15 protein-coding genes and 2 pseudogenes are annotated in these 15172 nt (G+C 36.6%); 9 read left to right on the top strand and 8 right to left on the bottom strand.

The genetic code is table 11. The annotated features are described in order from the left end of the window. The first annotated feature begins 73 nt into the window (after positions 1-73). Positions 74-1017, top strand: a pseudogene (locus tag I9192_RS13380) (ADP-ribosylglycohydrolase family protein). Positions 1018-1520: 503 nt separating this feature from the next. Here the strand turns inward: I9192_RS13380 and I9192_RS13375 are convergent. Beyond that, a complete protein-coding gene (locus tag I9192_RS13375) occupies positions 1521-2516 on the bottom strand; it encodes a helix-turn-helix transcriptional regulator (protein ID WP_004824446.1) in 996 nt (331 codons plus the stop codon). Between the two features lie 302 nt (positions 2517-2818). Here I9192_RS13375 and I9192_RS13370 point away from each other — a divergent pair, with 302 nt between their 5' ends. From I9192_RS13370 to I9192_RS13345, 6 genes and pseudogenes are all read left to right on the top strand, one after another. Then, on the top strand, positions 2819-4420 hold the full coding sequence (locus I9192_RS13370) for a circularly permuted type 2 ATP-grasp protein (protein ID WP_005032210.1): 1602 nt from the start codon (positions 2819-2821) through the stop codon (positions 4418-4420). Between the two features lie 36 nt (positions 4421-4456). Next, positions 4457-5065, top strand: a complete 609-nt coding sequence (locus I9192_RS13365) for an alpha-E domain-containing protein (RefSeq protein ID WP_005032208.1) — start codon at positions 4457-4459, stop codon at positions 5063-5065. Then, positions 5062-5841, top strand: coding sequence for a transglutaminase family protein (locus I9192_RS13360; RefSeq protein WP_005032206.1), 780 nt, complete (start codon positions 5062-5064; stop codon positions 5839-5841). The genes I9192_RS13365 and I9192_RS13360 overlap by 4 nt, the downstream gene beginning before the upstream one ends. A gap of 70 nt (positions 5842-5911) precedes the next feature. Next, positions 5912-6646 (top strand): proteasome-type protease, encoded by a 735-nt coding sequence (locus tag I9192_RS13355; protein ID WP_004824440.1) that lies wholly within the window; start codon positions 5912-5914, stop codon positions 6644-6646. 90 nt (positions 6647-6736) lie between these two features. Continuing rightward, positions 6737-7156 (top strand): BLUF domain-containing protein, encoded by a 420-nt coding sequence (locus tag I9192_RS13350; protein WP_121775673.1) that lies wholly within the window; start codon positions 6737-6739, stop codon positions 7154-7156. Between the two features lie 89 nt (positions 7157-7245). Next, positions 7246-7657 (top strand): annotated as a pseudogene (locus I9192_RS13345) (BLUF domain-containing protein). Between the two features lie 297 nt (positions 7658-7954). Here the strand turns inward: I9192_RS13345 and alr are convergent. Continuing rightward, positions 7955-9028 (bottom strand): alanine racemase, encoded by a 1074-nt coding sequence (gene alr, locus I9192_RS13340; RefSeq protein ID WP_200149857.1) that lies wholly within the window; start codon positions 9026-9028, stop codon positions 7955-7957. 293 nt (positions 9029-9321) lie between these two features. Between alr and I9192_RS13335 the strand changes: the two genes are divergently transcribed. Further along, complete coding sequence (locus I9192_RS13335) at positions 9322-9744, top strand: DUF4259 domain-containing protein (protein WP_004824431.1); 423 nt, start codon at positions 9322-9324, stop codon at positions 9742-9744. A gap of 36 nt (positions 9745-9780) precedes the next feature. On the opposite strand, the gene dnaB is transcribed toward I9192_RS13335, so the two are convergent. The 4 genes from dnaB to rpsF all read right to left on the bottom strand — a co-directional run bounded on the left by dnaB (position 9781) and on the right by rpsF (position 12529). Further along, a complete protein-coding gene (gene dnaB, locus I9192_RS13330; RefSeq protein ID WP_004824429.1) occupies positions 9781-11226 on the bottom strand; it encodes a replicative DNA helicase in 1446 nt (481 codons plus the stop codon). A gap of 221 nt (positions 11227-11447) precedes the next feature. Beyond that, positions 11448-11894, bottom strand: a complete 447-nt coding sequence (gene rplI, locus I9192_RS13325) for a 50S ribosomal protein L9 (protein ID WP_004824427.1) — start codon at positions 11892-11894, stop codon at positions 11448-11450. 9 nt (positions 11895-11903) lie between these two features. Beyond that, entirely contained in the window at positions 11904-12131 is a 228-nt protein-coding gene (gene rpsR, locus I9192_RS13320) for a 30S ribosomal protein S18 (RefSeq protein ID WP_004719336.1), read from the bottom strand. Positions 12132-12142: 11 nt separating this feature from the next. Further along, positions 12143-12529, bottom strand: a complete 387-nt coding sequence (gene rpsF, locus I9192_RS13315) for a 30S ribosomal protein S6 (RefSeq protein WP_004824425.1) — start codon at positions 12527-12529, stop codon at positions 12143-12145. 259 nt (positions 12530-12788) lie between these two features. On the opposite strand from rpsF, the gene I9192_RS13310 reads away from it, so the two are divergent. Beyond that, positions 12789-13274 (top strand): hypothetical protein, encoded by a 486-nt coding sequence (locus I9192_RS13310; protein WP_005032201.1) that lies wholly within the window; start codon positions 12789-12791, stop codon positions 13272-13274. A 422-nt stretch (positions 13275-13696) separates the two neighbouring features. Here I9192_RS13310 and I9192_RS13305 read toward each other — a convergent pair whose 3' ends face one another. Continuing rightward, positions 13697-13801 carry a hypothetical protein gene (locus tag I9192_RS13305; protein ID WP_260773480.1) on the bottom strand — a complete coding sequence of 35 codons (105 nt, stop codon included), beginning with the start codon at positions 13799-13801 and terminating at the stop codon, positions 13697-13699. A 490-nt stretch (positions 13802-14291) separates the two neighbouring features. Next, the gene (gene cyoE, locus I9192_RS13300) at positions 14292-15170 is read right to left on the bottom strand and encodes a heme o synthase (protein WP_004824421.1); all 879 of its coding nucleotides are present in this window, start codon (positions 15168-15170) and stop codon (positions 14292-14294) included. Between the last annotated feature and the right edge of the window lie 2 nt (positions 15171-15172).

Below are 15172 nucleotides of genomic sequence, written 5' to 3'. Positions count from 1 at the left end.
AATGTATAGTTGCTTGTTGAAAATATATGGTCTTTATGACAATATAAAATAAATGAGTAGTTCTGAGAATAACATGAACAAGCAAGATCGAATTAAAGGTGCAATTTATGGGCTATTGATTGGAGATGCAGTCGGTGTGCCTTATGAGTTTAATCTGCCTGAACAGTTACCTGAATATAATCAAATTGATATGCTTCCACCTGCTTATTTTTCTAAGACTTATCCAGAAATTCCACTAGGGACATGGTCGGACGATGGTGCACAAGCGCTAAGTTTGCTCGATTCACTCCTGTATAAGCATAAAATGGATGCAGAAGATCTCATGAAGCGGTTGTGTAATTGGTATCAGTATGGATATATGGCAGTTGACTATCAAGTTTTCGATGTCGGTGTGCAAACTGCTGAATCGATAAGAAAGTATTTAATGGGTGTCCCTCTATCTCAGGTTGCTAAAAATGATGAACATGCCAATGGTAATGGTTCACTTATGCGTGTATTGCCTTTAGCGTTGTGGCATCAAGGTTCAGATCAACAGTTGATTGAGGATGCGTATACTCAGTCTCATATTACCCATGCACATCTAAGGTCAAAGGTATGTTGTGCTTTGTATTGCTTATGGGCTAGATCAATTCTGAACGGATTGGATATTGAGCCTGCGTGGTCGGATGCAGTTGCAAGACTACGCCAATGTTTACAAGATCGACCAGAAGATTTGCAACAGCTTGAGTTATATATTCGTCCTGATGAATTCGTTCAGGGGACGGGGAGTGGTTATGTGGTTGATTGTTTAAATTCAGCAAGATATGCCCTCCAAAAAAGTCATATCAAGATGTGATTAAAAGCTCGATTGCATTAGGCAGAGACACCGATACAACTGCATGTGTGGCTGGTGGTATAGCTGGACTGTATTTTGGTTATCATGCCATTCCTCAGCTATGGTTGGATCAATTAAGAGGCAAAGCGTTGGTGGAACCTTTATTGGAAAAACTCAGTATTTACATCGCATCTTCAAAATGAATATTTATATCAATTGAAAAGTCATTTGAATGATGAAGCTTTGATTTTATCAGTAGATTCATCAAGTAAGCATATCTTGATAAAGATTTTAATTGCGCATCTTATTGGTTTTTGTTTGCGATAAATTCTAAATAATTAGATTGAATCTAAGGTTATACAAATAACGCTTAAACAGAATTGGTGAAAAACAAAGCAGTTTTAATTATTTTTCAGTTTGAAAAATCGTGGTTATAGTCAATCTACATTCAAACGAGAGGTGGTTACTATGACGATGAAATCAATCCGTTACAACAATGCTGAACTTGCGTGCTGTCTGATGTGATGTTCAACTTACTCCAATGAAAACTCATGTCTTGTGGACATGTAAAAATGTGACATGAGTTTTAATCAGCGCAAAAATAATAAAATTTAAAAAAAACAAAAACAATAAGATATCAGAGCCGAGAGGCTCTTTTTTATTGGGGCTTGTATGTAGAACTTGTATCTATGCTAGTTAATATTGATTATTCAATTTCATGAACTGCATTAAAAACTTCTACAGGTTCGATTCGAACAATCTTTTTACCGAAGCTTCTCAGCCACCATACCAATTGTGAGGTAAAGGGAACTACTGCACTCACTTGATACAGTTGTTCATTTAATTGTTCAACTTTTTGCTCTTTGCTAAGCTGACTTTCTGTAAAGTACTGCGCATCATCTTCGTGCATCACCAGTTTTAATTCAACATTCTTGGTCGGTTGAGAAAAATCAACTCTAAAACCAAGTGCACCTGAATCAATATACTCATCAATATCAAATTTAACAGGATGTAATGCTCGCAAGTCTAAGACTGTTGCTGATTTAAAACGATGTAAAGCAAAAGTTTGGACTTCGGTTTTATCATGTCTGGTACAAATCAAATAAATGATCGCACCTTTTTGTACCAAGCCTAAAGGATTGAGAATATAAGTTTTTTCCTCACCTTGATGACCACGTGAACGGTAAATACATTCAATTTGCTTGTCTTGGAGTAATCCTTCATAGATTGCCTGTTGCGCCTGTCTCTCAACCAAAGGAGGGATTACAGGCTGACTAGCAGGAACAATACGAACTCGATTAATCCATTGTCGAACATTATTTTGAGTTGACAAACTGCGACGAGCTAGATCAAACCAAGGATTCATTTCATCAATCAAACTTGGTGGTAACAGGTGCTTTAAATGTTCCTCAACCATCATAAATGTGACTGCCTGAGAGCTGGTCATATGAGGCAAGCTTTGAATTGGTGCATCTGAGCGCCAACGCCAACCTTGAGGCACAGTCTTATTGCTTTCGATGGGAAAGCGTTGCGCAATTTGATTGAGATCACGTTGAATAGTACGCAAACTGATCTCAATTCCTTCACGTTCTAAGACTTCTTGTAACTCACGTGTGCCCATCCATTTACCCGTAGAAAGTCGGGACAAAATTTGCCATTGGCGATAGAGGCTGTTGGAGGTTTCTTTTTCTTGTGCAGACATGTCAAATATCGTTGAAATCGTGAAGGTTTAAGGGAAATAAATCTGCTACACAATAGAAAAATAAAAAACTTTCTGCAAGTTCTATCCTTAAATTAGTTTGTTAGACCTTGAAAACACACACTAAAAAATTTTGAAACAAGTTCGATCAAAACTCACATTGAGCTAAACAATAAACAATGAATTAATAAAAGCTGGTTAAAAGATTTCAAACCTGATGCTGAAAACATTTTAAGACTCAATGATTGTTGGCATTGATATTGCTTGATTCATCCTGCCACCAGAGAACATAAGAAGAGGTTTGTATGCTAAAAGAAACGATGGATACAAATTCAAGTAATGAAAATTATGCAGAACGTTTTGCTGTGTCAATGATTGAAGAGCAGACTCAGTCGAATACAGGTGAATTAAAAGAGATAAAAAATATTCAGGTAGCTGTTCATTTAAATATTGAGATGCAGCAACCAGCAGTGCATTTACTTAAACAACTCGATTCTATTTTCTTTAATGAAATGACTGATGATCATGTTCTTTCACCTGAAACTGCGGAAAAAGTTGAGCATTGGTTATCTCAACATAGTATTTATGAGCTTGAAAAACTAAATGAAACAGCTAAAGCGCATTTTTTATATCAAGGAATTACCTTTGCTGTATATGGAGAAAAATCTGGGATTGATCGCACCATTCCTTTTGATTTGATTCCCCGAGTGATTGCCAAACAACAATGGAACAAAATCGAGGCAGGATGTACACAACGTATCAAAGCTTTAAATCTATTTCTTGCTGATATTTATCATGAGCAAAATATTTTAAGAGAAGGTTTTATTCCTGAATTACCAGTGCTTTCACATGAAGCGTATCAACCGATCATGATGAATCACAGTTTAAATGGAAATATTTATAGTCAAATCAGTGGTATCGACATTGTCCGTGATCGACACGGGGAGTTCTTTGTCTTAGAAGATAACTTACGTACTCCTTCTGGTGTGTCTTACATGATTGAAAGCCGTAAGATGAGTCAAAAATTGATGCCTGAATTATGCAATCAGCAAGTTGCAAGTATCGAGCAATATCCACAGCTTTTGCGTGAAATTCTCGTTGAAAATTCAAGAGTCACTACACCCACAATCGTGGTGCTGACGCCGGGTCGTTACAATAGTGCATATTATGAGCATTCATTTTTAGCAAGAGAGATGGGTGTACCCTTGGTGACATCTCGTGACCTTTTTGTTGAAAACGACAAGGTTTATGTGAAAACCATCCGAGGACGTCAACAGGTTGATGTAATTTATAGACGTTTAGATGATGGTTTTTTAGACCCTTTATGTTTTAGACCTGACAGTACTTTAGGTGTTGCAGGGCTGATGTCAGCTTATTTGAGTGGAAATGTGGTCATTGCAAATGCACCAGGTACAGGGGTTGCTGATGATAAGTCAATTTATCCTTATGTGGATCAAATGATTGCTTATTATCTGAATGAAAAGCCAATTTTATCAAATGTACCCACTTATCAATGTCGTGACGCTGATGCATTGGATTATGTGTTGGCAAATCTCGATCAATTGGTCGTAAAAGAAGCTCAAGGTTCTGGTGGTTATGGGATGCTGATAGGTCCTAAAGCAACTGAACAAGAAATTGATTTATTTAGAATTAAATTAATGGCTTCACCTTCAGCATATATTGCGCAACCGACATTAGATTTATCAGTAGCGCCAACTTTAACCTCACAAGGAATTGCTGAACGTCATATTGATTTACGACCATTCATTTTAACCTCACCTGAACGTATAGAAATCGTTCCTGGTGGTTTGACCCGAGTTGCAATGCAACAAGGTTCATTGGTGGTTAACTCATCACAAGGTGGTGGAATTAAGGATACATGGGTGATTGATGAATATTCAATTTAATCAGTCCTTAGCAATCCCAACCAAAGGAGAGAAAAGATGATTTTACTCAGTACAAATGCACAAAATATATTTTGGTTAGGGCGTTATTTGACTCGCATACAATATTTATGTAGCCAGTTCCCTTTTAAAACCAATGAATTGGCATTAGATTATGCAAATGCATTTTGTTTACCGGCATTCGATGCCAGCTCCTTGAATGAACTCATTTTGGACACTGAGCAGCCTGCATCATTTCACCAACAGTTTTTATGTGCCAAAAATAATATTCATGACTTGCGTGGGGTTATTTCTGCGAAATCATTTGCTGAGTTGAATCAGCTTTTACACCAAGCCGAAGAAAATGCCAGTTTTATCTGTGATGTCTGTGAGGAGTGTAATGATGTTCTTGAAGCAGAAGATGATGAGTTATTGTTCTTATTCTTTAGTCTTGGGCAAAAAATGGAACAGTTCGACCGTCAGTTACGGCTAAGCCAAGATAAATCGCTAACATTGACGCAATTAAATGCGGTGATTAGTAGTTTGAATCAGCATGGGATGTGTAGCTTGCCAGAAGTGTGGGAGGAGCTAAAAAAACAGCCTAATAGAATGAATTATTATCATTTTAGTGATCATATTGATTCTTTATTTGAATTGGATCGCTTATGAAACTCATGATTAATCATCAAACCCATTATCAATATTCTGACTGGGCAAAAAACAGCATTCAATATATAAAAATGACCCCGCAATCGAATTTACATCAACAAGTGACGGGGTGGCAAATTAGTATTCCTGGAGAAAAACAATATAAAAAAGATGCTTTCAATAATATTTGGTTGACCAGCTCGCAAACAGAACCTTATCAACAAATGTTGATTATGGCGCAAGGGATTGTTGAAATTAATACAGACAATCAACTTGGTTTACAGGATACACTTGCTCCCGCCGTATTTTTACAACCTACAACTGCAACGCTGTGTAATGATGAAATGATTGCATTTGCAGAATACTATTTACCGCAAAAAAGCTGGGCTAATTTTCAAAAATTAGCCGAAGCATTGCTACAGTACATGCCATATATCACCGCAAGCACAACGGTTACGCATACGGCTATAGCATCCTTTTCTGCACAACAAGGGGTTTGTCAGGACCATAGTCATGTATTGATTGCAATGGCAAAAGCTTTGGGTATTCCTGCACGCTATGTCTCAGGGTATTTGTATGTTAATAATCAGTCACATTTGGCAAGCCATGCTTGGACAGAAGTCTACTTGGAAGGGCAATGGCATATGATTGATGTCAGCAATCAGCTTTTTAGCCCACAATCACATGTCTATGTCGCTGTTGGTCGAGATTATTGGGATGTTGCTCCAGTTCGAGGTATACGTGAAAAAGGGGGTGCAGAATCAATGTATTCTATCGTTCAGGTACTTGCATGCTGATGCAGAATGATCAATAGTGTCTTGTATTGCAAAATGATTAATTTCTAATTTTAGTTGTATAGGTAGCTCCATGACGTATTGCTGTGCTTTAAGACTCAAACAAGGTTTAGTATTTATTAGTGATACTCGAACCAACGCTGGAGTCGATCACATTTCGGTATATCGAAAGCTCTATACTTTCGGGATCGAAGGCGAACGTTTTATCTGTATACAAACTTCGGGTAATCTGGCGACGACTCAAGCAGTGATTGGGCATTTGGAAAATCATTTAGCTCTAAAACAAGAACCCAATCTATATAGCGTCAACACCATGTTTGAAGTTGCTGGCTTAATTGGTCAGACTTTACGAAAAGTGATTGCTGATGTGACTGAAGATACTCAAGAGCAAAGTAATTATTACTGTAGTTTGTTGGTGGGTGGACAAATCAGCGGTGAAGAAATGCAGCTTTATAATATCTATCCACAAGGGAACTTTATTTCTGCGACCAGTGATACGCCGTATTTCCAGATTGGAGAAAGTAAGTATGGTAAGCCGATTTTAGATCGGGCATTAAGTTATGATATGCCTTTGGATGAAGCTTTACGCTGTAGTTTGATTTCATTTGACTCCACACTACGTTCGAATGTTTCAGTCGGTATGCCATTAGATGCCATGATTTATGATAAAGACAGCTTAAAAATTCCTAAAGGAAAGCGTATTGTTGAAGATGATCCATATTTTCAGCATATCAGTAAGCAATGGTCGGAAACCTTAAAAAAAGGATTACAGGATTTGCCAAAACCTACTGTGGACTATTTTGAGTAAACTTCTCAATAGATGGGAACGTGCATTAATTAAAATTTAATCTCGATCCATTATTTTAATAAGTACTCTAATTTTTTAAATGTAAAGAACATGGAATTAGTTCAACTTTGTTATGTATCAAGCATAAATTTAAAAGATTTGCGTTTAATGGCTGAATTTAGGAATGCGATGCTTCGTGCAGCCACTTTTTTTACTGAGCAGCATATACATGGTGTTTCATTTTATGCAAATGAACACTTCTTACATTGTTTTGAGGGTGAAGCGGAATCAATAGATTTAATTTATCAACATATTTTAAATCATCAAGATCAGAATTATCGTTTTTGTTTCCTTAACAATATTGAAGAGTTTCACTTTGAAGCTTGGCAAATGAAGTATGTCGATCGTAATGGAGTAGTCAGTATTTTCTGTAAAAAATGTGGCTTAAATCATTTTAAACCCATGAGTTTAACTGATCAACAAATCGACGAACTTATGCAAATAGTGTCTGTTAGAACAGTATCAAAATAGAATTAAATATCTAAATAATAAAAAGTTAAGGCTTGTACATTAAATGATAATTGTTTATAACAATATAAAGATAAAAATAGAAGAATTACATGACTTTTCAATTATGCTGTGCAAGTAAAACAACATCACCTCATCATCAATTACTGAATGATCTAAGAGAAATTCTTGGTGAAGCGAGAGACTTTAATGTACTGCATCAAGTTCGAGGCGTACTTTATTTTGCCGATGAGCATTTTTTTTCAATGCCTTGAAGGCGAACAGTCGGTAATTTTACGTCTGTTGGAGAAATTATATAAAGATCCTAGACATCATCAGATAAAGCTATTTAGAGCTTTACAGGTAGAAAGAGGGCATTTTTCTCAGTGGTCGATGAAGTATGTCAGGCGAAACAGTAAAATTCAGCAGTTTTTTGAGCACAAAGGTTTTCTGCGTTTTCAGCCATTAAATTTAGATAAGCAAGATATACCCAATTTACTCAAATTACTTTATGAGATCGAATAATTTGAAGACATTGAGGATGATTTTGTTTAAAGCCATTTTTTAATGCTATTTAAAAAGTACTTTTGTGGGCTGTGCTTTGAGTATGAGTTTTTTTAAGATGATAAAATTAAACATTCAATCCTTACTTTTGTGTTAACAGTTAAATAGACAATCGCAGATATTGAGTGAATCTTATCTGACTTTTTTGCCTATACTTCCGAGACTATTTTTTCTAAAAATGATAGAGATATTAAGTGTATCTCTATCATATACATGGCTTTTATTCTGCACGATGGGTACAATTTGGTATAAAAAGATTTAAATCTTTTTACGTTTTGGACGACCTGTCATACGACATAATAATTCATAGCCAATCGTACCATTTGCTGTCGCAACTTCATCAACTAAACGGTTTTTACCCCAGAGTTCTACGACTGTCCCGATTGGTGCATTCAATCCAGTGACATCAATGGCAATCATATCCATTGCAACACGACCAATAACACGGGTTGCTTGCCCATGAATAGAAACATAATTCTGCGAGAGGTAGGCACGAGGATAACCATCTCCATAACCAATAGAAACGATTGCGATATCCATCTCTTGCTCTGAAACGAAAGTTGAACCGTAACCGACAGATTCACCTGCTTGAATATGATTTAAAGCAATAATTTCAGCGGTAAATGTCATTACAGGACGGATATCGAGATCATGTGCAGATTGGTCTGCAAATGGTGACGCACCATAGAGCATGATTCCTGGTCGCACAAAATCAAAATTTAGTTCAGGCCATTTAAAAATAGCGGCTGAGTTACAGCACGACGCCAAAATAGGTGAACATGCTTCTTTAACTTGCAAAAATTGTTGCTTTTGCAATTCATTTAAGGGGTGATGATCGACATCAGCGTTTGCGAAGTGCATAGCAAGTACACAAGTAAAACCTTCAGCTTGTAATGAATGGATCACTTCAATAATTTCAGCTACTTTAAAGCCTAAGCGATTCATACCACTATTGAGTTTGACCCAAACTTTCAGTCCTTTTTGGATATATTGGTCTTTGTAGGCGCTTAACCAATCAAGCTGCTGTTGATGGTGAATCATTAGCTCAAAGTTACTGTCTAGAACAATTGGCATTTCATCTGCATTGAAAATACCTTCAATCAGGGTAATCGGTTGTTGATAACCTAATTCACGAATTTCCAAAGCTTCTTCAAGGCAGGCGACACCGAAAGCATCAGTTGAACTTAAGGCGGCTAAGCAATCCTTGACGCCATGACCATATGCATTGGCTTTTATCATACTGACAATTTTTGCGGTTGGGGCAAGTTGTTTGACACGGTTTAAATTATATTGCAGCGCTTCGCTGTCAATATAAACTGTTGCTTGGCGCACCCTCGTTACTCCTTGGGAATGGCAAATACAGCATAAAATTGATGAAATTATGCGGTTAGAAATGTAATGATGGTTCTATATTGTCTTAAAAAGATCATGATCAAGAACCAAGATTATTGTAGTCTGATCAAGGCTAAATGGACACGAACATTTGTGTTTTTAATGAGTTATTGATTTTGTATCGATAAAATTCTTGTATTTTTGCTTAAACATAATTTGTAAAAATATTGATCTTTATTTTTTTTACAAAATCGTACATTTTATATTCAATTTCATGATTAAGGTATACGTGTATGGGAACATGGTCACATGAACCTTTTGGCAATGATACAGCCAGTGATTGGGCATATGAATTTGAAGAACATAACGGTTATGACGTGATTGAGGATGCATTTGATCAAATCATTGATATGACCACAGAAGAGTTTATTGACGCTGATTTGGGATGTATTGCGCATGCGGCAGCAGAGGTGTTGGCAAAATCTTTTACAGCGAGTATAGCTGACAACGAATATTATCCTGAACCTGTAGAAAAATGGCTAGAGCAGAATAGAAATAAGCAAAATTATGCATTGATTCCAAAAGCCCTACTTGCATTAAACTTATTGACATCTGAAAGCTCTGAATTGGATGAGCTATGGCAAGATTCAGATGATTATGAAGACTGGATCAGAAATATTGATGAATTGAAAGAGACTTTAAAATCAAAGATCTGAGTCCAAAGTCTCTTCATTATTTATTGGTGATAAACCTTATTCTTCGTCTTCGTATTGAGCATAGTACTCAGGAGATAAATTACTGAATCGGGTGTATTGACCTTCAAAGGCAAGACGTACTGTACCAATAGGTCCATTACGTTGTTTACCAATGATAATTTCGGCAGTGCCAGCTTCTTTTGATTCTTTGTTATAAACTTCATCACGGTAAATAAACATAATTAAATCGGCATCCTGCTCAATCGCACCAGATTCACGTAAGTCTGACATAACAGGACGTTTATTTGGTCGATTCTCCAAAGAACGGTTAAGCTGAGACAGTGCAATAACAGGACACATCATTTCTTTTGCAAGCGCTTTTAAGCTTCGTGAAATTTCACCGATCTCACCCACACGGTTGTCACCCATACCAGGGACTTTCATTAATTGGAGATAATCGATCATGATACACCCCAATTTACCACCATGTTGTTTGGCAATACGCCGTGCGCGTGCACGTACCTCTGTTGGAGGAAGTGCAGAGGAGTCGTCGATATAAAGATGCTTTTCTTGAAGTTGTAAAATCGTACCAGTCACTTTAGACCATTCATCACCATCCAGTTTTCCTGAACGTAAGTGTCCTTGATGAACTTTACCATAGGCAGAGATTAAACGCATTGCAATAGAGTCTGCTGGCATTTCCATAGAGAAAACCAGTGCGGGTAGGTCACAGTTGAATAAAACGCTTTCGACTAAATTCATTGCGAAGGTCGTTTTACCCATGGACGGACGTGCTGCAACAATAATCATATCACCTGCTTGCATACCTGAGGTTTTATTGTCCAATTCCATAAAACCTGTGGTTAAGCCAGTGATATTACCATCTAGCTGAGATAATTCATTTAATTTATCAAAAACGTCAGCAACCACGGAAGTAATTGCTTTAGGACCTTGTGCCTTCGCATTATTATTGTGTTGCTCTGCAATAGAGAAAATATTGGTTTCAGCAAGATCTAAAATCTCACTGACATCACGACCTTTGGTGTCATAGGCATTCTGTAAAATTTCATTGCCGACTTTAATCATATTTCTCAAAGTCGCAAACTCTTTGATTTTTCCAGCATAAGTTTCTAAATTATAGAAACTTGAAGGGGAGTCTGCCATCAATTGCATTAAATACTCTTCACCACCAATTGCATCGAGTAAATTTTGCTTTATCAGCCAGTCATTGACCAATACCGCATCATAAGGTGAGCTTTCTTGAGCAAGTTTTTCGATTGCACGAAAGATATATTTATGACGCGTTGCGTAAAAATCATTTTCACTTAAAGTATCGCTCACTTGTTCAAAAGATTCAGCGACAGTCATTAACGCAGCAAGTACAGCTTGTTCAATTGCCAAATTGTGGGGTGGCGTACGAAACTCTTTTAACTGTGCATTGTCTTTATTTTTTGCATCAGCATTGAAAGAGTTTTGTTGAGCAGTGGCGGTTGCCTGAGACATAGAAGACCTTGTTTTAAATCTTGCGAAAACATTATTTAAAATAATGTATGGAGACACTTCAGTACTTACTTATCTTAATGTAAAATTGAGAAAGTATCTAACAGTAATACCGATAAGTAGAGACTTAATGAAGTGAAAAAAAACAACTGTAAAGTTTGAAACTAAAAGCTTAGAGATAAAAAAAGAGCATACAAAAGTATGCTCTTTTTTTTGCTTGAAAATTACTCAGATACGATAGTAACGAGAACTTCAGCAACAACATCATGATGCAATTGGATTGCGATGTTGAATTCACCAGTGTGACGAAGCGCACCGTTCGGTAAACGAACTTCTGCACGGTCTACAACAAGACCAGCATTTGTTAACGCGTCAGCGATGTCACGAGTACCGATTGAACCAAATAGTTTACCTTCATCACCAGCTTTCGCAGTGATAACGATATTTACTTCGTTCAATTGATCAGCACGTGCTTGAGCAGCAGCTAAAACTTCAGCTTCAGCTTTCTCAAGTTCAGCACGACGAGCTTCAAAAGCAGCAGTGTTTGCTTCAGTCGCAGCAACTGCTTTACCTTGAGGGATCAAATAGTTACGACCGTAACCAGCTTTAACTGATACTTTATCGCCTAATTTACCAAGGTTTTTAATGCGTTGTAATAAGATAATATCCACGGCTCAACCTCACTTATGATTGTCAGTGTAAGGAATCAACGCTAAATAGCGAGCTTGTTTAATAGCAAGCGCCAATTGACGTTGGTAACGAGCTTTAGTACCTGTAATACGGCTAGGAACAATCTTGCCATTTTCAGTGATGTACTGTTTTAAAGTGTCGATATCTTTGTAGTCGATGTACGTAACGTTCTCAGCTGTAAAGCGGCAGAACTTGCGACGACGGTAAAAACGTGCCATTGATGTTCTCCTTATGCTTCAACAGAATCTTGAGCTTGTTGTGCTTCTTCACGTTGAGCTTTACGCGCACGTTTTTCTTCAGCACTCTTAGCAAGTAATGATTCTTCAGTGATTGCGTGTTCACGACGGATAATCACGTTACGAAGGATTGCATCGTTATAACGGAACAATTCTTCTAATTCATTAAGCGTAGTTTGGTTACATTCGATGTTCATCAAAATGTAGTGCGCTTTATGAATTTTGTTAATTGGGTAAGCCAATTGGCGACGGCCCCAATCTTCAAGACGGTGAATTTGACCTTCAGCATCTTTGATGTGAGAAATGTAGCGTTCTACCATTCCCACAACTTGATCGCTTTGGTCTGGGTGTACCAGAATTACGATTTCGTAGTGACGCATTGTCAGCTCCTTACGGTTTATACAGCCCCATTCAAAAGAATGAAGCAAGGAGTCACAATCTGTAATGCCTTTAAACAAGAGTTAAAAGCAATAGATTATGCCGCAAAAATTGCGAGCGCCTATTATAGGAAAGTTTATGAGCAAACACAATTTAATATTCAATTATTTATTGGAAAAGCCACTAAATTTTTACAGAGGGTGAATTGAATTTTGTATTGTCACTATTTAGATTAAAACTGAATAAAAAAGGATAGCAACAATGACAAACTACCGTATTGAGAAACTTGAAACCATTGAATCTTATATTGAAAATCCAACACAAGAGTTTTACTTTGAGGTATTTGATGGTCGTTATGACATTGTCATGGTGGTGGATTGGGGTGAGGAGGATGATGCAATCATCACATATTGTGAAAAAATTCTAGAAACTGGACAACTGTCTGCAAAATTTGAAGCTGCCAATAACAAACGAGGTTTTACCATTACGATTCAGTTGGGTGAAAAAACATTACTGATTCCTTATCAAGGTGAGGGTGCTGATCGTGATACAACTTTACGAGCACTCAATGAAATTTTACATCCAGAGTATGAAATCCGTTTCTGTAAAGCTTCTGATGGTTCAGACACATTAGAATTTATCCCACTGCCCCAAAAATTATGGCATCAATTAGATCTCAAATATGCTGAAAAAATGGATGATTTGTTTGCTCGGTTTGAGCATGATTCTGTATTTTTTGGAAGTTAATTTAACTTTTTAAATCAGCCATTAAACTGATCAAAGGATCGGTTAATTAGGGTGTTGCTTGAATATTGAACATGTTAAATAGTCGTTAGAATTGAAGTTGAATAAAATCCAATTAAAAACAAGTTCTTAGGATGGAATGTAGATGTTTTTATATATGCTTTTGGAAAAAATGTTCATTGTTGCTTTGAAATAAGTATGTCGCTTTTTAAATTATAGTCACTAATTTTTAGTAAGCTATGTGTTGGAACTGCATTGCTGTTTCTTTGTTTTTACATGTTGCCTTTTTAGGCTGAAAAGTAATATTGAATAATTAAATCACCAAGTCGAGTAAATACACAACAGTGTTAGCACACAAGCATTTTTTAGAAGATGGAGATTTGATCAAATTGTTATTTTTTTAAGTTACAATCAAATCATTGTATTTAAAATCGATATTGATAGAGTTTTTTATATTCAACAGGACTCATATCTAAATTCCTCATAAATAATTGCCTTAAAACCTGTTGATGATTCAAGCCACATTGCATTGCAACTTGTTTAACAGCCAACTGATTTTCTCTAAAAAATTTTAACCAATTCTAGACACATTGCTTTTGACCATTTTGCTGAAAATCGTCCAAATTCTATTGAAAAGATTGGTGATTGGTGATTGGTGATTGGTGATTGGTGATTGGTGATGTGCTGTAATTCCAAATTTATCGGCTAAGATTTGTCTATTCATCTTTTAACGAAAGAAAAGTAGCGCGAACTTTAGGCTGATCCTGAAATTGAGTAAAACCCAGCAAGACTGCGAAGCAATTTATTTTTTCAATAAGTCAAAGAGTTGGTGCGTCGAAATCAGGTTGGATAGTATTCAATTAAATATAATTGCAATGTCAAAAAAATTAAAAATTTTGCTCGATATAAATTTTTACAGGATGAATATTTTCAAACGTAAATAAGATTTCAATTATTTTGAGAATGCATTTATGGAAAATTAAAAGATCAAAAAAAAAGATAGAGTAAACTCTATCTTTTTTAAAACAGTGGCAAATGTGGTGCAGGGGAGACGTAACTAAAACTAAAGCTAAAACTGAGCGCTGTAATTAGAATTACTGAATACAAAAAATATTTTCTTGCCCAAACCTGATCATTCTCTGCTTTAAAGCCAATAATAGACAAATAGAGCCAATAGGCACACAAAGCATTAAAGGTGATTAAAAAGAAAATGTTGGTATAGCCAAAACAATATAACCCATTTAAAACCGCAGCAAAAAGTACAACATAAATTAAACTTTCAACTTTGGTTCGAAAAATCGAACGTGCTACAGGCAAAATAGGAATATCTGCATTTTTATAGTCATCGAAACGATAGATTGCAATTCCCCAAGAATGTGGCATTTGCCAAAGTGCATATGCTAAAAAAATCAGCAAAGCGGCAATATCAAATTCATTGGAAACAGCAGTATAACCAATCACAGGAGGGCTTGCGCCAGAAATACTTCCAATCACAGTTTGATGAATGGTGGTACGTTTACTCCAAAGACTATAAAAAATCACATACACAACAAAGCCGAGTACAGCGAAGCCAAATGCGTAGGCGTTGACAAAAAACCACAACAAAGCAAAGCCAATTAAACCCAGTACAGCAGAAAATATTAAAGCAACTGTTGGACTGATGGTCTTTTTGACAAGCGCACGATTCATTGTGCGTTGCATTTTTTGGTCAATGTCTTGGTCAATGACGTTATTCACAACACAGCCAGAAGCAACAACAAGTGTTGTACCGATGAGTGTGATGAGAAGTAAAAGGAAATCTACTGAACCTTGAGCGGCTAAGAAAAAGCCGCCCAAAGTGGTAACGAAGTTACCAAAGAGAATTCCTGGCTTAGTCAGGAATAGATATTTTTTCAACATGA

Source organism: Acinetobacter bereziniae (genome assembly GCF_016576965.1).
Taxonomy (GTDB): Bacteria; Pseudomonadota; Gammaproteobacteria; order Pseudomonadales; family Moraxellaceae; genus Acinetobacter; species Acinetobacter bereziniae.
This window is presented reverse-complemented; position numbering and strand designations above follow the sequence as displayed.

Bases quoted from the DNA above. Each gene is read 5' to 3' on its own strand.
- I9192_RS13375 (WP_004824446.1), bottom strand. From the start codon at position 2,516: ATGTCTGCACAAGAAAAAGAAACCTCCAACAGCCTCTATCGCCAATGG.
- I9192_RS13370 (WP_005032210.1), top strand. From the start codon at position 2,819: ATGCTAAAAGAAACGATGGATACAAATTCAAGTAATGAAAATTATGCA.
- I9192_RS13365 (WP_005032208.1), top strand. From the start codon at position 4,457: ATGATTTTACTCAGTACAAATGCACAAAATATATTTTGGTTAGGGCGT.
- I9192_RS13360 (WP_005032206.1), top strand. From the start codon at position 5,062: ATGAAACTCATGATTAATCATCAAACCCATTATCAATATTCTGACTGG.
- I9192_RS13355 (WP_004824440.1), top strand. From the start codon at position 5,912: ATGACGTATTGCTGTGCTTTAAGACTCAAACAAGGTTTAGTATTTATT.
- I9192_RS13350 (WP_121775673.1), top strand. From the start codon at position 6,737: ATGGAATTAGTTCAACTTTGTTATGTATCAAGCATAAATTTAAAAGAT.
- I9192_RS13335 (WP_004824431.1), top strand. From the start codon at position 9,322: ATGGGAACATGGTCACATGAACCTTTTGGCAATGATACAGCCAGTGAT.
- dnaB (WP_004824429.1), bottom strand. From the start codon at position 11,226: ATGTCTCAGGCAACCGCCACTGCTCAACAAAACTCTTTCAATGCTGAT.
- rpsR (WP_004719336.1), bottom strand. From the start codon at position 12,131: ATGGCACGTTTTTACCGTCGTCGCAAGTTCTGCCGCTTTACAGCTGAG.
- rpsF (WP_004824425.1), bottom strand. From the start codon at position 12,529: ATGCGTCACTACGAAATCGTAATTCTGGTACACCCAGACCAAAGCGAT.
- I9192_RS13310 (WP_005032201.1), top strand. From the start codon at position 12,789: ATGACAAACTACCGTATTGAGAAACTTGAAACCATTGAATCTTATATT.
- I9192_RS13305 (WP_260773480.1), bottom strand. From the start codon at position 13,801: ATGCAATGTGGCTTGAATCATCAACAGGTTTTAAGGCAATTATTTATG.
- cyoE (WP_004824421.1), bottom strand. From the start codon at position 15,170: ATGTTGAAAAAATATCTATTCCTGACTAAGCCAGGAATTCTCTTTGGT.